The following is a 22,933-nucleotide window of genomic DNA, read 5'->3' as shown; positions in this document are numbered from 1 at the left end:
TATGAAGATTCTCGAACTTGATCACGTGGCCCTGTATGTGGCCGACACGGAAAAGAGTATTCATTTTTACGGGGAAATCCTTGAATGGAAATCCCTGCCGCGCCCGGCGTTTGATTTTCCCGGCGCGTGGTTCAGCCTGGGGGGCAACAAGCAGTTGCATCTCCTCGGAGCGCGCACCGAGCCGCTGCACGAAGGTACCCTGGGTTCCCGCAAAAATCACTTCGCCATCAAGGTTCCGGATATCCTGGAAACGGAAGCTTTTCTCAGAAGCAAGGGTCTGGCTTTCCGGGGACCGAAAGCCCGGCCGGACGGAATCAGGCAGATCTTTTTGCAGGATCCGGATGGGTATTGGATTGAGTTTAATGAGTAGTCTTTTTCTCACAGAATACACAGAAATTTAGGTAGCATAAAAGACAGAGGACGCCTCTCCTATTGAGTTGAGCAGGCGTCCTCTGTCTTAATTTTTTGTCTGTGTATTCTGTGAAGTCTGTGAGAAAAACTACGCCTTCGCCTCCCTCAAATACAACTGAATCGTATTCTCCAACCCATAATACAACGCATCGCAAATCAGCGCATGGCCGATCGATACCTCCAGCAGGCCGGGAATATGCTGGCGGAAGTACCGCAGGTTTTCGAGGCTCAGGTCATGCCCGGCATTCAGGCCGAGGCCGAGCTCTCCGACGCGGATAGCGGCCTGAACAAACGGCGCAATCGCGGTTTCCCGGTCGCTACCATAGCCATGCGCATAGGGTTCGGTGTAGAGTTCGATGCGATCGGTACCGGTTTCGGCGGCGCCTTCGACCATCCGTACATCGGCATCCACGAAAATAGACGTCCGGATACCGGCATCTTTAAACAGTCCCACCAGATCGATGAGGCGTTCGCGGTGGGTAATTGTATCCCAGCCGGCGTTGGACGTAACGGCCCCGAGCGCATCGGGTACAAGCGTCACCTGAGCCGGTTTTACCTTCAGAACCAGGTCGACAAACTTCGCTTCCGTCGGATTTCCTTCGATGTTGAATTCGGTCGTGAGTACTTCGTGAAGGTCGAGCACATCCCGGTAGCGGATGTGGCGCTCGTCCGGACGCGGGTGCACGGTGATTCCTTCGGCTCCGAAACGCTCGCAATCGAGCGCGGCTTTTACGACGTCAGGGTTGTTACCGCCACGCGAATTCCGCAGGGTGGCGATCTTATTGATGTTGACTGAAAGACGGGTAGACATAAGGCAGGAACAGCAGGGAGCGACGTATATTCGGCGACTATGCCCTTGAGATTTTGTAGCTTTGTACGCCCGAGAACCATTCTTTCCAAAGAACAGTTCTAAATAACGCACCAAAAATCGATGACCGGACAAGGAATTCCTAATCCCCGGTCCTAATTGTTTTCGAAATGGCCTTAAAAGCAACCATCGAATCCGAAATCAAACAAGCCATGCTGGCCAAGAACCAGCCCCGGCTGCTGGCCCTCCGGGCAATAAAATCTGCTATCCTCCTGGAGGAAACCGCGGGAACGGCGCACGAGCTGACGTCCGACCAGGAAATGAAAATCCTGATGAAGGCCGTCAAGCAGCGGAAGGAATCTGCGGAAACCTATGTCGCCAACGGCCGTCAGGAACTCGCCGAAAAGGAACTTTCCGAAGTAGCGGTCATTGAAGAGTTTCTCCCGAAAATGCTTTCGGAGGCAGAATTGACGGAACGCCTGAAAGACATCATCGCCCGCGTCGGCGCTACCGGCCCCGGCGACATCGGCAAAGTCATGGGCACAGCCACCAAAGAACTCGCCGGCCTGGCGGAAGGGAAGGCGATTTCGGCTACAGCAAAATCCTTGCTTTCAGCGTAACCTGTTTTTGAGTTTAGAGTTTTGAGTTTAGGGTTTAGAGTTGACTGTGATAACTCTAAACCCTAAACTCAAAACTCCAAACCCTAAACTTCCAAACCGAATGAACTTCCTCGACCTCTTCCTCCTCCTTCCCCTCGCCTATGGCGCGTATACGGGGTTTCAGCGGGGTGTATTGGTCGAAATCATCGCGGTGGTGGCGTTTGTGGTATCCATCATCCTGGGATTCAAGCTGCTCAACGAGGCGATTGCGTTCATCTCCCCGTATGTCAGCGAAACCATTGCCCGGAAGTTTCTGCCCTATATCGGGTTTTCGGGGGTCTTTGTGCTGGTGATTTTTACGATCAACCGGTTCGGCTGGCTCCTGCGGAAAAGCATCCGGTATACGCTGATGGGCAGTTTCGACAGCATGGCGGGGGCCGTCGTCGGGCTGTTTACTTATGCGTTCGGCGTCAGCCTGTTTCTATGGCTCCTGAGCGCTTTGCACGTAGGCTATCCCGATAAGCGGCAGGCGGCTGCCAGCATGGTGTACCCCGTCATCCGGCCGCTCGCGCCCAAGGTGATGGACAAAGTAGCGAGCGCCATTCCGAAGCAGGACAGGCTGATTGAGAAAGTCGACCAGTGGCGCGCCGATCACTGAAACGCGTATTTTTTATTGGTAATCAGCTGTTAATGAACTGATTTACCGCCCCGAGAGTTGAAAGAGCACGAAAACGATATGGAAACAGCAGTCATTCAGAAACAGGACATCCGGAAAACGACCGCAGAGAACCTGAAGACCTTTCTGGTCACCCACGGCGAGCAGGGATTCCGGGCCAAGCAGATCCTGGAATGGCTCTGGAAGAAGTCGGCGCGCAGTTTCGACGAGATGACCAATCTCTCGAAAAAAACGCGCGAGCTGCTCGACGAGCACTTCGAAATCCGGCCGCTGTCGGTTTCGAACATGCAGATTTCGCAGGATAAGACGATCAAATCGGCCTTTCGCCTGTTTGACGGTAAGCTGATTGAAGGGGTATTGATCCCTGCTGACGACCGCATGACGGCCTGTGTTTCGAGCCAGGTAGGCTGCTCGCTGACGTGTAAATTCTGCGCGACGGGCTATATGGACCGGGAACGGAACCTTGATCCTGCCGAAATCTATGACCAGGTTGTCACGATCCGTGACCAGGCTGAAAAGCATTACCAGCAGCCGCTCTCCAATATCGTATACATGGGCATGGGCGAGCCCCTGCTCAACTATGCCAACGTACTGAAATCGGTCGATTACATTACCTCGCCCGAAGGCCTGGGTATGTCGCCCAAGCGGATTACCGTCAGTACCGCCGGTATCGCCAAGATGATTACCAAGCTGGGCGACGACAACGTCAAATTCAACCTGGCACTGTCCCTGCACGCCGCCAACGACGCCAAGCGGAATCAGATCATGCCCATCAACGAGACCAATACCCTCGTTGCCTTACGGGACGCCCTGAAATACTTCTACAAAAAGACCGGGAACAAGATTACCCTCGAGTACATCCTCTTTTACAACTTCAATGACTCTGAGGAGGATGCCCGGGAATTGTGGAACTTCGCCAAGCAGGTTCCGGCAGTACACATCAACATCATCGAGTATAACCCCATCGAGAACGCCAGCTATAAGAATACCGACCCGCAGACGCTCGCGCGCTTTGCCCGGTTTATCGAGCAGAAAGGTATTCCGATTACGGTCCGCCGCAGCCGTGGAAAGGACATCGACGCCGCCTGCGGTCAGCTGGCCGGGAAAACACAATAATTTCCCCGTATTTGCTTGTTCCGATAAAAATTCTGTATTTCCCGTCCCTCCCGGAAGGATTGCGGGCACATACCGCAGTCTCTTTATTCGGGAGGAAGCCAATCAGCTGTTTCCCTTACATTTCCGGTTTCGGCCGCCTTTTGCGACCCGGAGAAGTATCCGAGTCTTAACAATTCCTTAACATACGGCCCGATCCCTTTCGGTAGTTTTGCGTCAAAATAGCCCCCTAACTTTATGTTCGGCTTAGAGACTGGAATTTTTATTCTTCTGTGTATCTGCCTTTTCTGCGCCTGTGCGTTCGAGTTTGTCAACGGGTTTCACGATACGGCCAACGCAGTGGCAACGGTGATTTACACCAACTCGCTGAAACCGAATATCGCCGTTATCTGGTCCGGATTCTGCAACTTTCTCGGGGTATTTTTCGGGGGAATCAGCGTAGCAATGGGGATTGTGAACCTACTGCCTGTTGAACTGCTAATAGACCAAAATGTCTACCATGCCGTGGCGATGGTGCTATCGCTACTCATAAGCGCCATCATCTGGAACCTCGGTACCTGGTATTTCGGACTTCCGTCCTCTTCTTCCCATACACTTATTGGTTCGATTCTCGGCGTAGGCCTCGCCTATGCCCTGCTTCCGGAAAACACGGCCGGTACGAGCTCGGTCAACTGGGACAAGGCCAAGGAAACGGGCTTCGCCCTGCTGCTTTCGCCCCTGGTCGGTTTCAGCCTCGTCATCATCCTGATGTTCATCCTGAAGCGGACGGTAAAAAATGATATCATCTTTAAAGAGCCGAAGAAAAACCAGACGCCTCCGGGCTGGATCCGGGGTATCCTGATCCTGACGTGTACCGGGGTGAGTTTCTTCCACGGCTCGAACGACGGGCAGAAGGGCGTCGGCCTGATCATGCTTATCCTCATCGGGATTACGCCGGCGTACTTCGCGCTGGACGCCAGCCGGGATACGTCGCACCTCCACACTAACCTTGTCCAGATCGAAACGCTGGTCAACCGCATCGAAGAAGGCCGCCTGGCGGAAGTGGACAAGGAAAAGCTGAAAATTGTCAAGTCCAGCATCACCGATCTCGATAGTGTGCTGACGGTGAGCAACGGCAAGATTCCTCCGCAGCTGCGCCTCGAATCCCGCAAGGATATTCTCCTTATTTCCCGCGATCTTTCCAAGATTCAGAAAGACGGCGCGCTGACGCTCAACCGCGATGAAACGGCCAAGCTGAGCGAGTCGCTCAAAGCCCTGAAGTCCTATACAGAGTATGCGCCGACCTGGGTTATTCTGTTGATTTCGCTCTCCCTCGGCCTGGGTACGATGGTCGGCTGGAAGCGGATCGTGGTGACCGTCGGCGAAAAAATCGGCAAGCAGCACCTGACCTATGCACAGGGCGCGAGCGCCGAGCTCGTCGCAGCCAGCACCATCGGAATGTCTTCCGGGCTCGGTCTGCCGGTATCGACGACACACGTACTTTCTTCGGGTATCGCCGGTAGTATGGTGGCCAACAAGGGCATCAAAAACCTCCAGGCAGGTACCATCCGAAACATTGTACTGGCCTGGGTGCTGACGCTTCCGGTGTCGATGTTTCTGGCGGGGACGTTGTTTATTTTCTTCAGGACGATTTTGTAGGCTATATATTTCGAATAAAAAAAGCGCGGCAGAAGACTGTCGCGCTTTTTTTATTTGAAATAATATCCAGGCTTCTAATCTCTTTCACTACTTTTTGTAAAAATACCGTCCTTATGAAACTAATATCTGACGCAAGAATCCAGAAAGCGGAATTTCAGAGATTGATGCACCAGTACCGACATTTTCGGTGGGCAATAGCTTGGGCTAGTCCTGTACCTACTCTTTTTCAAGAACTCGTCAAATACAAAGAAAAAATCCATAGTCTTATAGTAGGTATTCATTTTTATCAAACTCATCCCGATTTTATTCAAGAATTTCTCGACGATCCGCGGGTTCGTTTTATTCAACAGCCAGAGGGTACCTTTCATCCGAAGCTTTATTTGTTCTCAAATTCAGATCAAGAATGGGAATTACTGCTCGGTAGCACCAATTTTACAAAAGAGGCCTTTTCGAGAAATATTGAAGCAAGTCTGCTCATTTGCAATGAAGATGACGTTTCTAACAAAATCCACTCAGATACACTGGATTTGATTAGCAGTACATACAATGAAGGTGTATCATTCGACGCGAAAATGCTTAACGACTATAAAGTTATATGGCAAACCCATCAACGAAAAATTGAAAGCCTTTCAGGTCGATATGGAAATTCCGGAAATAAAAGTATAGCCATTCATAATGTTCCAGTTATTACCAAAAGCTGGAATGACTTCATCAGCGAAATAAAAAAAGAACCAAACGACGGGTTTGAGAAAAGGTTGTCTGTTATCAGAATAGCACAACAATTATTTAAAACACGATTTCATTTTCGCGAAATGACAGCCGACGAAAGAAAATTTATTGCAGGTCTTAGAAATAAGTTAAATATAGAGGGCGCAGGTAACTGGGACTACTTCGGAAACATGAGTGCAAGCGGCTACTTCAGCGGAAAAATCAGCCAAAATGACGAATTAATATCAAGAGCACTCGATGAAATCCCGCCATCCGGGCAAGTAACGAAAGCGCATTATGAAAACTTCAAAAAGCTATTCTGCGAATCACTCGCTGGCGAAAAACTTGCAAGTGCTACACGACTATTATCAATGAAGCGACCGGATATGTTTATATGCCTTAATAGCAAAAACCAAAGTGCCCTCTGCGACGATTTCGGAATAAAAAAATTTGGGATGAGCTATGAAAGGTACTGGAACGATATAATTGAAAGAATATTAGATAGCAATTGGTGGCAAAATCCTGACCCAAAAACCGAAGAAGAGCAAACTGTAAGTAATGCAAGAATGGCGTTTCTAGACAGTTTATACTATGTGCCTTGAAAATTTCAGCAGCTTCTACAGCATTTCATTCTTACTGACGCGCAGTCTATAAAAAATAACAACAGAGATCTCCGATCTCTCGATCAAAGACCTCTGCTTTTTGTATAATCACCTCCCCAACTCCTCCACCGCTAACCAGCTCATCAGCCCCGCGCCGATCTCCAGCGCGCGCTCGTCGATGTCGAACGTCGGTGTATGAACCCCGGAAACAATACCCCGGGCTTCGTTGCGGGTACCGAGGCGGTAAAAGCAGGAATCAACGACCTGGGAGTAGAACGCAAAATCTTCGCCCGCCATCCAGATATCGAGGTCGACGATGTTTTCCTCGCCCATGTATTCCGTCGCTCCGGCGCGCAGGCGTCGCGTCAGCTCCGGGTGGTTTTCGAGGTAGGGATACCCTTTGATGACTTCAAATTCGCACGTGGCGCCCATGCTTTCGCAAAGGCCCTCGGCGAGCTTCTGTATGCGGCGGAGACCTTCGGCCCGCCAGGTTTCGTCCATGCAGCGGAAGGTACCTTCAATGTAGACGTTGTCGGGAATGACGTTGGTCGCCCCGTTGGCAATCACCTTCCCGAAGGAAAGCACCGAAGGCGATTTCGGTGGGCGGTTGCGAGAAATAATCTGCTGTAAGGCGACGATCAGGTGGGAAGAGATCAGCACCGGATCAACAACCGAATCCGGCGCTGCGCCATGCCCTCCTTTTCCTTTCACGGTGATATAAATTTCATCGGTAGAAGCCATGTACATGCCTTCACGGAAGCCGATTTTCCCGACCGGAATCTGCGGCGCGACGTGCTGGCCGATCATACCGGCCGGCGCAGGGTTTTCCAGAACGCCTTCCCGGATCATCATCGAAGCACCGCCGGGCGCTTTTTCTTCGCCGGGCTGGAACACCAGCTTCACGGTACCTTCAAACTCGTCCTTCAGCTCGGTGAGAATACGCGCCACGCCCAGCAGGGACGCGGTATGTACATCGTGCCCGCAGGCGTGCATGACGCCGGGGTTCTGGCTTTTATAGGAAACGTCGTTGGCTTCGACAATCGGCAGCGCGTCCATGTCGGCGCGGAGGCCAACTACCTTTTTATGCGGGTTTTTCCCTTCGACCAGCGCTACCAGGCCGGTATCGGCCATTGAAACGGGTTCGAGCCCGAGGGTGCGGAGCTGCGCGGCGACAAACTTCTGGGTTTCAAATTCCTGAAAAGACAATTCGGGATGACTGTGTAAGTGGCGGCGATTGGCCACAAAATCGGCCGCATAGGTCGATGCCAGGGATTTTATTTTCTCTTTCATTCCAGCAGGGGAGCGAAATGCCCGTTTTGATCGTTCACCCAACCGGGTTCCCGTTTCTTTCGCACAAAAATAGACGGGAATTCTCCCTTATTCGTTCTAAGGGTGATTTTTCAACTCTATTCCAACCATTCGCCTTCTGCCCGTGTCCTGACCGGGAGGGAAAGACGATATGGTTTAACCTGTACGAATGACTTTTAACGATCATGAGCTGGTAATAGGCTGCCGCCGGAACGACCGCGTCTCGCAGCGGCGTCTTTATGACGCCTATGCGGGCCGTATGATGGTGGTGTGTCTCCGGTATGTCAAGAGCCGGGACGAAGCCGAAGACATTCTCCAGGAGTCATTCATCAAAGTATTCGAAAAGATCGACACCTTCCGGTTTGAATGCCCGCTCAGTGCGTGGATCAAACGGATCGTCGTCAACACCGCCCTTAATTTTTTGCGGGATAACCGCCGGTACCGCTTCGCGGAGGAGCTCGACAGCGTACAGGAAGAAGTAACCGCTCCTGTCTCGGACGATCTCAACTGGAAAGACCTGCTGCAACTCGTGCAGGATTTACCTCCCGGATGCCGGGCCGTCTTTAACCTCTATGCTATTGAAGGATATCAACATCAGGAAATCGCCGAGATGCTGGGCATCTCGGAGGGAACATCGAAATCGCAATACAGCCGGGCGAAAAGCCTGCTTCAGCGCATGCTGACGAGTTTTCCATACCGGCTGTCTGAGAATGGAAGGGTTTAGGGTTTGAAGTTTAGGGTTTAGAGTTCCCGTCTCCGAACGGAAGTCCCAACGCTAAACTTCAAACGCTAAACTCCCAAACATAAAAACAGTCTTTTAACGTGGCATGAGCCAGATCGAACCGAATGATTTTGAAGAACGCTGGAGAAAAGCGTTCGAAGAAGCTTCCGAACCCCCGTCGGACAAGCTATGGGATGGAATCGAGCGACAGCTGTTGCCCGAGCGCCCCATCGGCTTGCCCTTTTTCTGGGTTGGTGCGGTACTGCTTCTGCTCGGTCTCGGCTGGTGGTGGATGGCTTCCCGCGATGCAGTAACGCCCTCCCCGGCTATCACGCATACAGCGCCTTCGGCCAGCCGGCCCTCTACAGGCCCGGCAACGGACGCCGCTTCCGGCGATAAGGCAAAAAATACGGCGGACAAAACGGACGCGGCTGTATCGGGTAGTCCATCAGCCGGTTCTGATTTGGAAGTCGCGAATCCGGGAGTCGCTACTCCGGGAGTCGCGACTCATGAAGCTGCCACTCCGGGATCTGCCACTCTGGGAGCTGCCACTCAGGCAAAAGCTCCTGCCGTCAAACATACAGTGAAATCCGCTTCTCTGGAAAATACCAGCGCTTCGCATACCGGAATCGCACGTTCTGCCCGCAGGCTTCACGCACAGGGAGGACCGGGTAGCTTTGCTGCTAACCGGGATATAATGCCGCAACCTGTTCCGACACTGCCGGAAACTACTGTTGCGGACCCTACAATTCCTGCTGTTTCGTCTATTGCCGTCGCCACCGAACGCCCCGTTACCCTCGACGTGCATGCGGCTGCGGGTAAGCCCTGGTCGCTGCTTCCGGTCAATAAGCACCTGGAAGCGCCGGCAGCGGCACTCCCGTCCCTGAAGAAAAAAACATGGAGACCGACGTTCTGGATCGGCGCCAGTGCCAGCCTCATCCGGTTTGACCCGCATCTGACGCTCAGCAACGATTACGTCTCTACCGTCAATAATCTCTATGCAGGCTTCAACCAGTCGCTGGGTTCTGCCTACGTACCCGCCAACGGCGTATCCCGGTCAAAGGCCGGATACGACCGCAAGGGTTCCCATATTTCCTTTATGGCGGAAGTCACCGGAGGATACGCGTTCTCGCGCCACTGGTACCTGGAGAGCGGCGTTTCGTTTTTGCGGGGACATTCGACTATTACGGATAACATTGTCCTCATCGACCGGTCGTCGAGTACCCGCAGCAGTATTTACAACCAGTACCTGATGGATTCGAAGGCGGGTTCGCAGAATTACCAGAACTCGCCGAGTACGGGTTCCGGCTATCTGTCGTCCAAAAACGTCGTCGTCTATACCTCGGCCAACCCGTTCCGGTATACCTTCGAGTACCTGTCGGTGCCGGTGTCGGTCGGCTATCGGTTCCGGCCTGAAAAACGCCTCGATTACTTTGTTTCGGCGGGGCTATCGGCGGATTTCTTCATCCGGAATACGCTTAAGGATGATTCAGACATTGCGATTCCGACGGCCGAGTACTATCCGGCTGACGGAGTCTATAAAAACCTCAGTTTCAGCGGTACCGGTGCAGCGGGGGTCAACTACCGGGTTCGCCCGCGCTGGTCGCTGTCGCTGAAATCGTTCATCCGGAAGAACTTTACCGGCGGTATTCACGGAGATTATCTCCAGATCCATCCGCTGACGATCGGCGTAGGTGCAGGTATCCGCCGGGAATTCTGACAACCGTTTTCCTATACAAAAACAGGCCGTCCTACCGACGGCCTGTTTTTTTGTTTACCTTTTCACCACTAATCCCACTGAAACGCGTACCGCCATTCGCCCCATGTCCACCCAACCTGTCACTCAAGCCGAGCGGATCGTGCTCCTTGACACCCTTCGCGGTGTCGCCCTGTTAGGTATTCTCCTCATGAACATCCCGGTTTTTGCCATGCCGGAGTACTATGAGTGGCAGTTTGACCGAAATCCTTCGGACCCGAGCTACTGGGTCAGCGCAATTATCGAGATTGTGTTTTCGGGGAAAATGCGCGCCTTGTTCTCCATCATCTTCGGCGCGGGTATTCTGCTTTTTACTGCTTCGAAAGAAAGTGACGGCATGAATCCGACCGGTCTGTTTTACCGGAGAATGATCTGGCTGACACTCTTCGGTCTCGCCGATGCGCATTTACTGCTTTGGGGCGGCGATATCCTCTATTTCTACGGCCTTATCGGGATGATCGCCTATTGGTTCCGGAAACTGCCGGCGCGGTACCTGGTCTGGGCAACTCCGCTTGTCGCCATAGCCGGTATCGCAACGGATGCCTGGTATGCTTACGGACATCAGCAGAAACGACTGGCGTACAACGAGGCCGTGGCCATCGAGCGCCGCCATCAGCCGCTGACGCCTGCGCAGCAAGCCGCGAAAAAGGAATGGATGGATCTCGAAAAACTATTCCTTCCCAGCAACGAAGAAGCGGCCGCTCACACGGCAACGATGCGGTCTACCTACTCTGCCATCGCCGCGTACCTTCGCCCGCTGACGTGGGAGACGCAGTCGACCTACCTCCTCATTACCATCTGGGATCCGCTGGGGCTGATGTTGCTGGGTATGGCCCTGTTCAAATGGGGTTTTCTGACGGGCTCACTTTCCTCCCGGACGTATCGAAAAACGGCGCTGTATGGTTATCTGGTCGGTCTTCCCCTCGCCGCTATTGATCATTTTTACTATTTCGGCCGGTTTCATTCCCAGGCCGAGATTATTCACCGCCTCGAAACAAGCTGGTTTGAATGGGTGGATACGTTTTACGAGATTCAGCGGATCTCCCTGACAGTCGCGCATATCAGCCTGATTATCCTGCTGATCCGTTCGGGCATCGCCGCGAAACTATGGCGCCGGTTGGCTGCCGTAGGACAACTGGCGTTTACGAACTACGTCATGCAGTCGGTTATCTGTACCCTGTTGTTTTTTGGCTACGGTTTCGGCTGGTATGCACGGTTGGAGTATTACCAGCTTTACTACGTTGTTGTGGCAATCTGGATATTCCAGTTGATTATTAGTCCGTTGTGGCTGCAATCGTTCCGGTTCGGGCCGTTGGAATGGGTCTGGCGGTGCCTGACCTACTGGAAACGGTTCCCCATCCGCAGGTAATCAGCGGTTTTTCCAGACCGGCGACCGTTTTTCGGCGAAGGCCGCGATACCTTCCTGTGCATCCTCTGTTTTCTGAATCAGCTGAAACTGATCGAAAAGATATGCCTGCCGTTCTTTCACGCCGAGCTTGCGGGATTCCTGATACGCCGCGAGCCCGAGACGGATGGCAGCCGGCGAAAGGGCCATATACTCGGTGAGGAGCTCACCGGCCCGTTCACCGGGCTGAGTCGTTACTTCGGTTACCAAACCCAGGCGGGCCGCTTCACCGGCAGAAAGTACAGTGGCGCGCATGCACCAGTCGAGTACTTTCCGCTCGGGGCATCCGATGCGCACGAGGGCGTCGAGTACCTGGAAGGGAAACAGTCCCCGCCTGACTTCGGGCAGGCTGAAAGTCGCCTTCTCCGAGACGATTACCTGCGTGCATCCCGCCAGCAGCAGGATACCTCCCGCCAGCACGGGCGCCTGCGCTACCCCGATACAGGGCTTCCGCAGCCCGTATACGAGTTCAAACAGGCGAATGGGATGGGCCGGCTCCGGCAGGGCTTCGCTGCCCTCTTCGGGGGCGCGGAGATCCATTCCGGCGCAGAAGATATCGCCTTCTGCTTTCAGCATAACCACCCACACGGATTCCGCGGTACGGGCATATTGAAAAGCCAGCGCCAGCTCCTTGACCATCAGGTTATTGAGCGCGTTTTTCTTTTCGGGACGGTGAAGGACGATGGTCAGTACGTGTCCTTCCTGAAACACCAGCAGGTGCCGGAAGGAATAGGTCTCAAGAGGTAGATCGAAATAGCGCATGATGAAGTGAGCAAGGGCATTATCGGTCGATCAGCAACGCCTCCAGGGCAGGGCGCAGATCGGTGTGAAGGTACTGAAAACCTGTCTCTTTCCGGATACGCTGGTTATCCACACGATTCCCGCCAGCTACGAGCGAGGCCCGTTCGCCAAGCAGCAACCGCAGCGCCCAAACCGGTACATTCGGCGCCCAGAAGGGTTTGCGGAGTACTTGCGCTATGGTCCGGATCAGTTCTTCGTTCGTCACCGGTTGCGGCCCTACGGCATTGTATGCTCCTGACCACGGGTTTTCGATGGCATCGGCATACATCCGGCAGAGGTCGTCAAGGTGAATCCAGCTCTGATACTGTTTTCCGGTACCGAGCGGCGAGCCTACGCCCCAGCGGACAGGCGTCAGAAAGGCAGGTAGCGCGCCGCCTTCCCGGCTGAGAACCAGCCCGGTCCGCAGTTTGACCGTCCGGATACCGAGCCCGCCGATGCGGTCTACGGCCTCCTCCCATTGCCGGGAAACTTCTGCCAGAAAGCCTTTGCCGAGGGGATGTTCCTCAGTGAGCAGTTCATTGCCGGTATCTTCCCCGTAATAACTAATGCCCGAAGCGGAGATGACGGCCTCAAAGGCGAGGCCGCGGAGAGTAAGCCGGTCGGTGATGAGGTCGAGCGTGCCGACGCGGCTTTCGAGGATTTCTTTCCGGCGTTCGGGCGTCCAGCGCTTGTCGGCTACCGGCGCGCCCGCGAGGTGGACGAGGTAGTGGCTCTCCTCCAGCGCGGTTTCGTCGAGTTCCCCCTTCCGGATATCCCAGGTATAGGTTTTCACATCCGGATGCAGCTGCGATTCGCTCCGGCTGCCGCGGGTAAGGCAAGCCACCTGATATCCCTTACCCAGGAGCCATTCCGTCAGTCTCAGACCAACCAGGCCGGTTCCACCGGTAAAAAGAACCTGTTTCATATGGATTGGCGAAATAGTGGAAAGGCTTTAAGCTGTAGGCTTTAAGCTTTATGCTATAAGCTTTATGCCATAGGTAATCGACCGGTTGCGAACTGCTTACAGCCTAAAGCTTATGGCTTAAAGCCTATTGCTTACAAAGCTTATGGCTTAAAGCCTATCACTTACAGCCCTAATTAAGCCTATAACTATTCTTCCCGACCAACTATAAGCTTTACGCCATAGGTTATCGACCGGTTGCGAACTGCTTACAGCCTAAAGCTTATGGCTTAAAGCCTATCGCTTACAGCCCTAATTAAGCCTGTAACTATTCTTCCCGACCAACTGATCGAGTCCCCGGAGGACTTCGTTCGATACGTTGATTTTATTGAAACGGCTTTGCAGCGTTACTTCCACCGGGCTTTCCCGGTCACGTACCTTGACAAACAAGTTACATCCGCCCGGGTTCTGCCGGAATAATTCCGTCAGGCTTGCTACCATCTCCTGGCTGATCGACTGGAGATCAATCTCGACGTTCAGGGCCTTGCACAGCTTTTCGCGTACTTCCTGCAACAACTGAATCTGCGTAGCCTTGAACTCAAACTGCCCCTGATTCCGCCAGCTTGGCTGGAGTTTTCCCCGGATGTACAAAAAGCGATCCTGCGCCACATACTGTCCCATTTTCACGAAATCTTCCCCGAAAAGGGCAATTTCCATGCTTCCGGCGTAGTCTTCGACCGAAAAAATGCAGAACGGGTTCCCGTTTTTGGCATACCGCTCCTGGTATTTGGTGACGATCCCTGCCAGGCGAACTTCCCGGTTTTGCCAGTTTTTCTCCTCGTCGGGATCCCGGAATTTGTCGAGCGTAGTATCGCAGAAGTTATCGAGTTCTACCCGGAAGTCGTCCAGCGGGTGGCCGGAAATGTAGACGCCGATGACGTCCCGTTCCTGGTTGAGTTCGTACATACGCGCCCAGGGCTCGACGACCGGAATCTTCGGCGTCATCATGTCGCCTCCGCCCTCGCCGCCCATGCCTCCGAAGAGGGATACCTGCGCCGCCGACTTCATTTCGTGGTGTTTGTTGGCATACCGGATCAGCGTTTCGATGAAGGTACCGGCGCCGGCCTCGGCAAAGTAGGCCGCCCGGCCGATCTCGAAGCTGTCGAACGCACCGGCGTACGCCAGGGATTCAATGGTTTTCTTGTTGACGGTCCGGAGGTTAATCCGTCGCACGAAATCAAAAATATCGGTAAAAGGCCCGTTCGTATTCCGCTCTTCGATGATGCTGTCGACGGCGGCGTCGCCGGTACCCTTGATACCACCGAGCCCGAAACGGATCTGTTTTTTCTTGTTGACGTTGAATTCCTTGATGGATTCGTTGACGTCGGGCCCGAGCACGTCGAGGCCCATCCGCCGGGTTTCTTCCATGAAAGCCGTAATCTTCTTGATATCGCCGAGCTCGTTCGTCAAGTTGGCCGCCATGTACTCTTCCGGGTAGTGCGCCTTGAGGTAGGCGGTCTGGTAGGCAACAAAGGCGTAGCAGGTCGAGTGCGATTTATTAAAGGCATACTGCGCGAATGCCTCCCAGTCGGTCCAGACTTTTTCCAGCTTTTTGGCGTCGAGTCCTTTGGCGATAGCCCCTTCCATGAACTTGCCCTTCATTTTGTCGAGCGTGGCGCGGTCCTTTTTCCCCATCGCCTTCCGCAGGACGTCGGCGTCTCCCTTTGAGAAACCCGCCAGCTTCTGGGACAGGAGCATCACCTGCTCCTGGTATACCGTGATGCCGTAGGTATCGGCCAGGTATTCCTCCATTTCCGGCAAATCGTATACCACCGGTTTGCGGCCGTGCTTCCGGTCAATAAACTCCGGAATATAGGCAATCGGCCCCGGGCGGTACAGGGCGTTCATCGCGATAAGGTCCTCAAAACGAGTCGGTTTGAGTTCCTTCATGTACTTCTGCATCCCGGCACTTTCGTACTGGAAGATCGCGTAGGTTTCGCCGCGCTGGAAGAGTTCGTAGGTCTTGGCGTCGTCGAGGGGTAGTCCGTCGAGATCGATGTCGATACCGTGGTTTTGTTTGATCAGCGCGAGGGCATTTTTGAGGATGGTCAGGGTCGACAATCCCAGAAAGTCCATCTTGATAACGCCGGCGTCTTCAATGACTTTTCCTTCAAACTGGGTAATCAACCAGTCTGAGTCCTTGGAGGTACAAACCGGGATGATTTCGGTCAGGTCCATCGGCGCGATGATAATCCCCGCTGCGTGGATACCGGTCCCGCGGACGGAGCCTTCGAGCTTCAGCGCTTCGGTCAGTACCTTGCCGGCGACGGTCCTGGAGGCCATCGTTTCCCGCAATTTCATCACGCCCTGCAATTCTTCCGCCGCCCAGCCTTCCTTGTCCTTGACGCCGCCGGGGCCGTCGATCGGCGCCAGCAGTACCCGGTTCAGGTTCAGGTCCAGGGGTTTTTCCGGGATGAGCTTGGTGAGCATATTCGTCTCATCCAGCGGCAGGTCGAGTACCCGGCCGACGTCCTTGATGGCCGACTTCGCCTTCATACCCGTGTAGCTGACGATCTGGGCGACCTGGTTTCGTCCGTATTTATCCACTACATAATCGATGACTTTCTGACGACCTGCGTCATCAAAGTCGGTATCGATATCGGGCATGGACTTCCGGTCGGGGTTCAGGAAACGCTCAAACAGCAGGTTATACTTGATCGGGTCGATGTTGGTAATGCCGATGCAGTAGGCAACGGCCGAGCCGGCGGCGGAGCCCCGCCCCGGGCCGACAAACACGCCGATATCCCGCCCCGCCTTGATGAAGTCCATCACGATGAGGAAGTATCCGGCAAAACCCATCGTTTTGATGGTATGGAGCTCAAAATTGAGGCGCTCTTCGGCTTCCGCCGAAATGGTCTCGTAGCGGCGCCGGGCGCCTTCAAAAGTCAGGTGCCGGAGGTATTCCCACTGGTTGAGGGTATCGTCGGCGTGTACCTTGAACTCGTCCGGAATCGGGAAGTTCGGCAGGAGAATATCCTTCTTGAGCTTGGGATCGAAACACTTATCCACAATCTCCTGGGTATTGTCGAGCGCTTCCGGTATATGGCCCCAGACCTGTAGCATTTCGGCCCGGGTCTTGAAGTAGAATTGGTCGTTGTAAAACGCGAAGCGGGTTCCCTTGGGCATGGCTTCGTCGTCGTTGAAATCTTTTGCCGACGGCGTACTCTGCTTTTCGCCGGTGTTGACGCAGAGGAGAATATCGTGGGCGTTGGCATCTTCCTGATCGACATAGTGGCTGTCGTTCGAGGCAATTACCTTCACATTATGCTTTCGGGCGAACTTCAGCAGCACTTCGTTGACGCGCTTCTGATCGGGAATTTCATGGTCCTGAAGCTCTACATAATAATCTTCACCGAAGAGGTTGAGCCACCAGAGAAACTCCTTCTCGCCTTCTTCCTCGCCTTTGCGGAGGATAGCCTTGGGAACGCTCGCGCCGATGCAGCAGGTCGTCGCGATGAGTCCTTCGTGGTACTTTTCAACAAGCTCTTTGTCGATCCGCGGATACTTGCTGTACATCCCCTCCAGAAAGCCGAGGGAGCACAATTTCACCAGGTTACGGTAGCCGATGTCGTTTTTGGCGAGCATGAGCTGGTGGTAGCGGACGTCCTTTTTCTCTTTGGTGAATTTCTTCTCATGCCGGCTTTCGACAACGTAAAACTCACAGCCGACGATCGGTTTCACACCGTGTTTCCCTGCCTCCGAAACAAACTTAAAAACCCCGAACATATTGCCGTGGTCGGTAATGGCCACCGCTGAATGCCCGTCGGCTTTGGCTTTCTTGAACATATCGCCGATGTCGGCGGCGCCGTCGAGCAGGGAAAACTTGGTATGACAGTGAAGATGAGAAAAATGCATGTGCTGCTGAGGTAATTCAACCTTGAAGATACAAGGAAAATAGAGCGGGGTCAAGGATGGTTCCGGAACAGAAAGTTTTTTCCGTCCCTGGTGATAACCTCGCGGCGCCTTCGGCGATAACCGGTTATACCCAACCTGATCTGTTGTCTCCGCCCATGGCCCTGTCCTCCAAGTACTCCACTCTGCCGCTCCGCAGTCCTGTCCTCCTGGTCCGTTTTCTGTATGATTTTCTGCGGGACGTACACCGTTCCGGAAAAAGTGTCGAACTCCTGTCTTTCATCATCTGGGAAGTGCAACACCGCCTCCGGCTTGCGCCGCGGCGCAAGTATGTGGTGATTCTTCCCGGCGCGTCGTCTTCCGTAGCGCCCGACAGCACCCTCGTGACCGACCTTCCCGGTGTCGAAGAAATGCCGCTGGCCTGGAAATGGCTTGTTATTTCACCGGAAGGCCGGGAGTGGGGCGTCCTCCACGAAGGTCCTGAAATTCTCTATTACCGTCCTACCGCCGGTTCGCTTCCGATCCGGCTCCTGACTTTCCCCGGGGCTATCAAAAGCCTGCATCGCTGCCGCAGCGGCGTGCTTTTTCTCGCTTCCCGCGGGGTAATCTACCGGAGCGAAGACGGGGTCAGCTTCGAGCCCGTTCTTTCCCTCGCTTCCGAGATCAGCTGGTTTCTGTTTAACAACGGCCTGGCCGAACTGCCCGACGGCGGGCTACTGCTCGGCGAATACGGTTCGATCTGGCTCGGAGACCGGTGGCAAAGTATTGCGTATTTGTATCGTTCGGCCGACGGCGGCCGGACCTGGGAAAAAATCGATTCCCTCGTCCGCCGCGGTGTCAACAAGCATATCCACGTCGTCCGGTACAGCGAAACGACCAAATCCCTCCTGCTTACCGATGGCGACAACCATAAGAAACTGTGGTTTAACCACTCCCTTTCGGCATTCGACCGGTTTGCACGTTTTCTTCCGGGAGAAGGCTGGAAACTCGTCAACCAGTTACACCTCTCGAAAGGCGGGTATACGTCGGCTATCGACGGGCGGTCGACGCTGCTGCTGGGGTCAGATTACATGGGAGGTACCAACTTCATCGTCCGGACCCGCGATGGCCGGCGTTTTGACAGCCGCATTCTTCCCGACCCGTACCGCCGTGCGCCGATCATGAACATGGTCCGGATCGATACCGTCCAGGGGCCGGAAATCTGGGCGTCGGCGTACTACAGCATCGGCGGAACAAACCGCTGTGTGCTGCTCTATACCCGCGACGACGGAGAGACCTGGCACCGGTTTCTGGACTACGACGGCTCCATCTTTGCCGCCGAGCTGGTGAGCCAGTCGCCGGGACGTGTTTCCTATTTTTACCTCACGATTACCGGCCCGTCGGGTTCGAAAACATTCCGTATCTCCCGGTAGGCACCGGGTAGACCATTACCAACAATATAGTAAGTATTTAGGGGGGAAAATCTCTGATTTTTATGACTGATTCTTGTGGAATTGTGATTACACAATCCCCGATCCTGCCTACCTTTAGGCGAACGAATGGAATCGAGTATGCGCTGCCTCCGACGTAATCCCGGCAGTTCGCTCCCCCAAAAACAGATGAATAAACTTTACCTATTCCTGACCTTCCTTCTTGTGTTTGCCGGCGGGGCTCAAGCCCAGCAATACGGCAATGAGTGGATTAACTACTCGCAGGTATACGTTAAAATTCCGATCACACAGAAGGGTATTTTCCGCATTTACTATTCCGATCTTCAGGCGAAAGGATTTCCGGTTTCCGGTGACCCGCGTAACTTTCAGTTGTTCCGCAGAGGCGTTGAACAGGCAATTTACGTACAGGGCGAGGCCGACGGCGTCTTTAGTTCCGGTGAATACATCGAATTTTACGGCGTCCCGAATGACGGCGCGAGAGACAAGGAGTGGTATGACCCGCAAACGGCCCGGCGCGGTTCGGATTCACATACCAACCCCTACGTCAGTTTGTTTACAGACGAGTCGTACTACTTCCTGACGGTTAAAACCGGTGGTGGTGCTGTTAAGCGGATGGCAAACCCGACGCCTCCTTCCAAAAACGGACTGACTGCTGAGCCGTACCACAACGAAGAAGTCATCCAGGCCTATTCCAACTACTACCACGTCGGACCGGCATATAACGCCGACTATTCGCCGACGAAGTATCAGCTGGGCATTTCGCTCAGCCAGTATGATATCGGAAAAGGTTATTTGCAGGACCCGGTCAAGGGGGACCCCGTTAATAATGTAGCCAATGTCAAGTCCTATTCACTGGCGCTGACCAACCCGGTTACCAATCAGCCCGGCGTAACGCCATCGCTCTCTATTTCGATTTACGGAGCTACCCTCACGAATCACAACCTGAACTGGTCGGTCGGGCCCGACGCCGCTACTCAGACCGTTATCCAGAATTTCACGTTCAGCAACTATGCGCTCCAGAACGGTACGCAGTCGGTCGGCTGGGACAAGTTCGGAGCCAGTTCCGGCGTAATGAAGCTGGTTTCTGCCGCTGCTGCCGGTGATCAGGTTTCCCTCATCTATTATAAATTCGGTTATCCCCAGCAGTTGAACCTGAGCGGCGTCTCTGCCGGAAAGGCCATTAACCTGCGTGCAAACGGCGTCGGTAACTCGCTCGTACAACTGGCCAATGCCACTGCCGGTGACCAGATCTACGATATCACCGATCCCGACGGTGTCCAGCGGATTACCGGCACGCTCAACGCAACTACGCTGGAGACGGTCGTCGGCAATACCACGCAGGCACGTAAGCTTTGGGTAAGCCGCGCGCCGGTGACTGTTACCCAGTCTTCAATTGCGCCGGTTTCATTTCAGAACATCAATGCGGCGAGTTACAACTACCTCATTGTGACGAATAAAGCGCTACAGGTAGCGGTTCCCGGTTCAGCTAATCCGGTGCAGGATTACGCCAATTACCGTGCGTCTGCGGCCGGCGGCAGCCATTCGCCTCTGATTGTCAACATCGATCTTATCTCCGATCAGTTTAATTACGGAGAGAAAAGCGGCCTCGCGATTCGTCGGTTTACAGACTTCATGCTGAAAAACGGCACGCCGAAACACCTCTTTCTGATCGGACGCGGGGTATATGCTCAGTACTTCCGGCAGAGTTTCCCGCAAAGCACGTACGATGCCAAGAACTTCGTTCCGACCGGCGGCTGGCCGGGTTCTGACTGGATGCTGGTGAACGGATTGAACGGGAAGCCAGCAAATGTACCTTCTATCGCTGTTGGCCGACTCAATATCACCACCTCCGAGCAGGTCGTTAGCTATCTCAATAAAATCAAGGAATACGAAAGTGCACCGTTTGATTTATGGCGCAAGAATTTCTTGGACATGAGCGGGGGACATACACTCGACGAACGAGTTACCTTCAAAGGGTATGCCCAAAACTATGCCAATATTCAGGCCAATTCTCTGCTTGGTGGAAAAGGAAGTATCATTTCCAAAGAAACCGATGCTGCCATAGAAACTATCAATATTTCTGCACAAGTCAACTCCGGCCTCAGCTTTATTACCTTCTTCGGACACTCCGGAGCCAATCACACTGACATCAATGTCGGTAAGGCAGATACTTTAACTAGTCTTACCAATCAAGGCAAGTACCCAATCATGTTCATCAATGGCTGTGAAGCAGGAAACATCTTCCTTGACGGGCAGCCCGAAACTCTTGGCAGTAGTTGGATTAATACTGCGAATAAAGGTTCCATCGCCTTCATTGGTAATACTTTTCTCGGCTGGCCTTCGTATCTGAATGCATTTTCGACAAAGCTATTTTCGAATTTCGGTTCGATGCCAAACCAGACCTTTGGCACAGTACTTGTTAAAACTGTTACTGACTACATGGATCTATTTCCAAACAACGCCATGGGGCTGGGCCACGCGCTGGATGCTGTAGTACAAGGAGATCCGGCAATTATTCCTTTTCCTATTTCAAAACCGGATTTCTCCATCAATAAGAAGGGCAACTTTTACAAAATAGCCGATAATTTGGTCGATAAGGACTCTGTCCGTTTCGGATTGGTAATCAGCAACTTTGGCATTGTACCTCCGGCGCAAATGAACGTAGTACTTCAACGTTCAACACCCGGAGGTCGTACCACTGCTACCAATATCGCTACGTTTACCTTTAACCCAACCAAACAGATGGACTCGCTCTTCATCACGATTCCGAAGAGTGCCTTCCCTGTCAATACGCCAATGCTGCTTACTGCAGTTGTTGACCCCAATAATCTGATCGATGAATCGAAGAAAGATAACAATACTTCTTCCGGTATAGCTTTCGAAATCACCGCGGCCCTGCCCGTTCGCCTGATCAGTTTTACGGGAAGTATTGTCGACGGTAAAACCGCGGTGCTGACAGGCATCGACCCGGCCCGGATTCCGGAGCAAGTCGGTTTGCTTCGTTGGAATACCGCCAGCGAGGAAACCCTTAACGGGTATACGCTCGAAAAGACAATGGACTTCAAAGCCTGGACCAGCGTCGGATTTGTTCCGGCGAAAAACGCGGCGTCCGTCTTCTATTCGCTATACGACCCTACCCTGCAGGTGGGTAATACGTACTACCGGCTCAAAATCCACGAACAAAACGATCCGGATCATTACAGCCCGACGATCTCCCTGCAGCTCGCGCCGACCTACGACATGAAAGCGTTCCCGAACCCGGCGCACCGGGCTACCACCGTGAGCGTCCGGGAGGTGAATCCCGGTACTTCACCGGTACAAGTCTCCCTCTACTCCACCACCGGCGCCCTGGTGTGGAAAGGAACCCTGACCGGCGGAAAGACCGACATCCCGACCGCCGAGCTCACCGACGGCGTGTATCAGATTCAGGTTCAGGACGGTATCGCCACGCATACGCGAAAGCTGGTCGTCAGACATAAGTAACGTATTCCGCAAAAAAAGCGCCCCCAAAGTACCTGACTTTGGGGGCGCTTTTTTTGCTATGATCAGTGACCTTTTCCGTGGCCCTTGTCATGGCCGTTTCCGTGGCCTTTACCATGCCCGTTTCCATGGTCTTTGTCACGGCCGTTTCCGCGACCGGGGTGATCATATCCGCGGCCGGGCTTATCGTTTCCGCGGCCGTAGTTCGGATGGCCTTTGACGACGTAATACTTGGAATCGCGGCTGTCGCGGATTGCCACCTGGTCGTATTTACCTTTCCAGCTTACGTATTTCTGGCGATAGAACTGGTCTTTGAGCCAGGGTCTCGGTTCGTTGATAACTACTTTATGCACCCGGTACAAATCATAGTTCTGAAAGCGGGGAGGAACAATGGTTGTGGTAATCCAGCGTCCGCGATCGAAATAAGTCCACTCCCGTCTCGGTACATAATAGTAAGCACCCAGGTCAGGCATGTAATAGTAATCGACGTAGTCGTATCCTACCGGCCCCCATACAGGCTGAGCGCCGATGTTGATGTTAACACTGATCTGTGCCTGAGCGGCCTGCTGCAGGCCGACGAGGAGGCTGAGGGCAACGATGAACTTTTTCATGGCTGAAACATGGTTTAAAAGGGGAATTCCGGGGTTTTTGTCCGTCGGTTGATTCAAATGTGGCCGGTATCCGG

At 53.6% G+C, this 22,933-nt stretch carries 17 protein-coding genes; 11 read left to right on the top strand and 6 right to left on the bottom strand.

What is annotated here, in order from left to right:
* Position 1 precedes the first annotated feature (1 nt).
* A complete protein-coding gene (locus BLR09_RS24780) occupies positions 2–370 on the top strand; it encodes a VOC family protein (protein WP_093209149.1) in 369 nt (122 codons plus the stop codon).
* 129 nt (positions 371–499) lie between these two features.
* Here the strand turns inward: BLR09_RS24780 and BLR09_RS24775 are convergent, their stop codons facing one another.
* Positions 500–1,222 carry a pyridoxine 5'-phosphate synthase gene (locus tag BLR09_RS24775; RefSeq protein WP_093209146.1) on the bottom strand — a complete coding sequence of 241 codons (723 nt, stop codon included), beginning with the start codon at positions 1,220–1,222 and terminating at the stop codon, positions 500–502.
* 167 nt (positions 1,223–1,389) lie between these two features.
* Here BLR09_RS24775 and BLR09_RS24770 point away from each other — a divergent pair, with 167 nt between their 5' ends.
* The 5 genes from BLR09_RS24770 to BLR09_RS24750 all read left to right on the top strand — a co-directional run bounded on the left by BLR09_RS24770 (position 1,390) and on the right by BLR09_RS24750 (position 6,555).
* Entirely contained in the window at positions 1,390–1,839 is a 450-nt protein-coding gene (locus BLR09_RS24770) for a GatB/YqeY domain-containing protein (protein WP_093209143.1), read from the top strand.
* A gap of 100 nt (positions 1,840–1,939) precedes the next feature.
* Entirely contained in the window at positions 1,940–2,476 is a 537-nt protein-coding gene (locus BLR09_RS24765) for a CvpA family protein (RefSeq protein ID WP_093209141.1), read from the top strand.
* Positions 2,477–2,554: 78 nt separating this feature from the next.
* Positions 2,555–3,610: a dual-specificity RNA methyltransferase RlmN gene (gene rlmN / locus BLR09_RS24760; protein WP_093209165.1), complete on the top strand. Its 1,056-nt coding sequence runs from the start codon at positions 2,555–2,557 to the stop codon at positions 3,608–3,610.
* Between the two features lie 234 nt (positions 3,611–3,844).
* A complete protein-coding gene (locus tag BLR09_RS24755; protein ID WP_093209138.1) occupies positions 3,845–5,245 on the top strand; it encodes an inorganic phosphate transporter in 1,401 nt (466 codons plus the stop codon).
* 113 nt (positions 5,246–5,358) lie between these two features.
* Positions 5,359–6,555 carry a phospholipase D family protein gene (locus BLR09_RS24750; protein ID WP_093209135.1) on the top strand — a complete coding sequence of 399 codons (1,197 nt, stop codon included), beginning with the start codon at positions 5,359–5,361 and terminating at the stop codon, positions 6,553–6,555.
* 108 nt (positions 6,556–6,663) lie between these two features.
* Here BLR09_RS24750 and BLR09_RS24745 read toward each other — a convergent pair whose 3' ends face one another.
* Positions 6,664–7,845 (bottom strand): M20 metallopeptidase family protein, encoded by a 1,182-nt coding sequence (locus tag BLR09_RS24745; protein WP_093209132.1) that lies wholly within the window; start codon positions 7,843–7,845, stop codon positions 6,664–6,666.
* Positions 7,846–8,032: 187 nt separating this feature from the next.
* On the opposite strand from BLR09_RS24745, the gene BLR09_RS24740 reads away from it, so the two are divergent.
* The 3 genes from BLR09_RS24740 to BLR09_RS24730 all read left to right on the top strand — a co-directional run bounded on the left by BLR09_RS24740 (position 8,033) and on the right by BLR09_RS24730 (position 11,709).
* Positions 8,033–8,587: an RNA polymerase sigma factor gene (locus BLR09_RS24740; protein ID WP_093209130.1), complete on the top strand. Its 555-nt coding sequence runs from the start codon at positions 8,033–8,035 to the stop codon at positions 8,585–8,587.
* Positions 8,588–8,690: 103 nt separating this feature from the next.
* Entirely contained in the window at positions 8,691–10,304 is a 1,614-nt protein-coding gene (locus tag BLR09_RS24735; RefSeq protein WP_093209127.1) for an outer membrane beta-barrel protein, read from the top strand.
* 103 nt (positions 10,305–10,407) lie between these two features.
* The gene (locus BLR09_RS24730) at positions 10,408–11,709 is read left to right on the top strand and encodes a DUF418 domain-containing protein (protein ID WP_093209124.1); all 1,302 of its coding nucleotides are present in this window, start codon (positions 10,408–10,410) and stop codon (positions 11,707–11,709) included.
* Here BLR09_RS24730 and BLR09_RS24725 read toward each other — a convergent pair whose 3' ends face one another.
* The 3 genes from BLR09_RS24725 to dnaE all read right to left on the bottom strand — a co-directional run bounded on the left by BLR09_RS24725 (position 11,710) and on the right by dnaE (position 17,341).
* Positions 11,710–12,507: an enoyl-CoA hydratase/isomerase family protein gene (locus BLR09_RS24725; protein ID WP_093209122.1), complete on the bottom strand. Its 798-nt coding sequence runs from the start codon at positions 12,505–12,507 to the stop codon at positions 11,710–11,712.
* 19 nt (positions 12,508–12,526) lie between these two features.
* Positions 12,527–13,450 carry a TIGR01777 family oxidoreductase gene (locus BLR09_RS24720; protein ID WP_093209119.1) on the bottom strand — a complete coding sequence of 308 codons (924 nt, stop codon included), beginning with the start codon at positions 13,448–13,450 and terminating at the stop codon, positions 12,527–12,529.
* Between the two features lie 288 nt (positions 13,451–13,738).
* On the bottom strand, positions 13,739–17,341 hold the full coding sequence (gene dnaE, locus BLR09_RS24715) for a DNA polymerase III subunit alpha (RefSeq protein WP_093209163.1): 3,603 nt from the start codon (positions 17,339–17,341) through the stop codon (positions 13,739–13,741).
* Between the two features lie 155 nt (positions 17,342–17,496).
* On the opposite strand from dnaE, the gene BLR09_RS24710 reads away from it, so the two are divergent.
* Both BLR09_RS24710 and porU2 read left to right on the top strand, forming a co-directional pair.
* On the top strand, positions 17,497–18,750 hold the full coding sequence (locus tag BLR09_RS24710; RefSeq protein ID WP_143011217.1) for a sialidase/neuraminidase family protein: 1,254 nt from the start codon (positions 17,497–17,499) through the stop codon (positions 18,748–18,750).
* 186 nt (positions 18,751–18,936) lie between these two features.
* Complete coding sequence (porU2, locus tag BLR09_RS24705; protein ID WP_176785665.1) at positions 18,937–22,251, top strand: putative type IX secretion system sortase PorU2; 3,315 nt, start codon at positions 18,937–18,939, stop codon at positions 22,249–22,251.
* Between the two features lie 62 nt (positions 22,252–22,313).
* Here the strand turns inward: porU2 and BLR09_RS24700 are convergent, their stop codons facing one another.
* Positions 22,314–22,859 (bottom strand): hypothetical protein, encoded by a 546-nt coding sequence (locus BLR09_RS24700; protein ID WP_093209111.1) that lies wholly within the window; start codon positions 22,857–22,859, stop codon positions 22,314–22,316.
* Positions 22,860–22,933: the final 74 nt, after the last annotated feature.

Origin of the sequence: Siphonobacter aquaeclarae (genome assembly GCF_900103285.1) — a bacterium.
GTDB classification, from domain to species: domain Bacteria; phylum Bacteroidota; class Bacteroidia; order Cytophagales; family Spirosomataceae; genus Siphonobacter; species Siphonobacter aquaeclarae.
Note: the sequence above shows the minus strand (reverse complement) of the source record. Positions and strands in the feature narration are given on the sequence as shown.

Excerpts from the sequence above, each read along its gene's own strand:
- BLR09_RS24780 (WP_093209149.1), top strand. The coding sequence starts at position 2 with ATGAAGATTCTCGAACTTGATCACGTGGCCCTGTATGTGGCCGACACG.
- BLR09_RS24775 (WP_093209146.1), bottom strand. The coding sequence starts at position 1,222 with ATGTCTACCCGTCTTTCAGTCAACATCAATAAGATCGCCACCCTGCGG.
- BLR09_RS24770 (WP_093209143.1), top strand. The coding sequence starts at position 1,390 with ATGGCCTTAAAAGCAACCATCGAATCCGAAATCAAACAAGCCATGCTG.
- BLR09_RS24765 (WP_093209141.1), top strand. The coding sequence starts at position 1,940 with ATGAACTTCCTCGACCTCTTCCTCCTCCTTCCCCTCGCCTATGGCGCG.
- rlmN (WP_093209165.1), top strand. The coding sequence starts at position 2,555 with ATGGAAACAGCAGTCATTCAGAAACAGGACATCCGGAAAACGACCGCA.
- BLR09_RS24755 (WP_093209138.1), top strand. The coding sequence starts at position 3,845 with ATGTTCGGCTTAGAGACTGGAATTTTTATTCTTCTGTGTATCTGCCTT.
- BLR09_RS24750 (WP_093209135.1), top strand. The coding sequence starts at position 5,359 with ATGAAACTAATATCTGACGCAAGAATCCAGAAAGCGGAATTTCAGAGA.
- BLR09_RS24745 (WP_093209132.1), bottom strand. The coding sequence starts at position 7,845 with ATGAAAGAGAAAATAAAATCCCTGGCATCGACCTATGCGGCCGATTTT.
- BLR09_RS24740 (WP_093209130.1), top strand. The coding sequence starts at position 8,033 with ATGACTTTTAACGATCATGAGCTGGTAATAGGCTGCCGCCGGAACGAC.
- BLR09_RS24735 (WP_093209127.1), top strand. The coding sequence starts at position 8,691 with ATGAGCCAGATCGAACCGAATGATTTTGAAGAACGCTGGAGAAAAGCG.
- BLR09_RS24730 (WP_093209124.1), top strand. The coding sequence starts at position 10,408 with ATGTCCACCCAACCTGTCACTCAAGCCGAGCGGATCGTGCTCCTTGAC.
- BLR09_RS24725 (WP_093209122.1), bottom strand. The coding sequence starts at position 12,507 with ATGCGCTATTTCGATCTACCTCTTGAGACCTATTCCTTCCGGCACCTG.
- BLR09_RS24720 (WP_093209119.1), bottom strand. The coding sequence starts at position 13,450 with ATGAAACAGGTTCTTTTTACCGGTGGAACCGGCCTGGTTGGTCTGAGA.
- dnaE (WP_093209163.1), bottom strand. The coding sequence starts at position 17,341 with ATGCATTTTTCTCATCTTCACTGTCATACCAAGTTTTCCCTGCTCGAC.
- BLR09_RS24710 (WP_143011217.1), top strand. The coding sequence starts at position 17,497 with ATGGCCCTGTCCTCCAAGTACTCCACTCTGCCGCTCCGCAGTCCTGTC.
- porU2 (WP_176785665.1), top strand. The coding sequence starts at position 18,937 with ATGAATAAACTTTACCTATTCCTGACCTTCCTTCTTGTGTTTGCCGGC.
- BLR09_RS24700 (WP_093209111.1), bottom strand. The coding sequence starts at position 22,859 with ATGAAAAAGTTCATCGTTGCCCTCAGCCTCCTCGTCGGCCTGCAGCAG.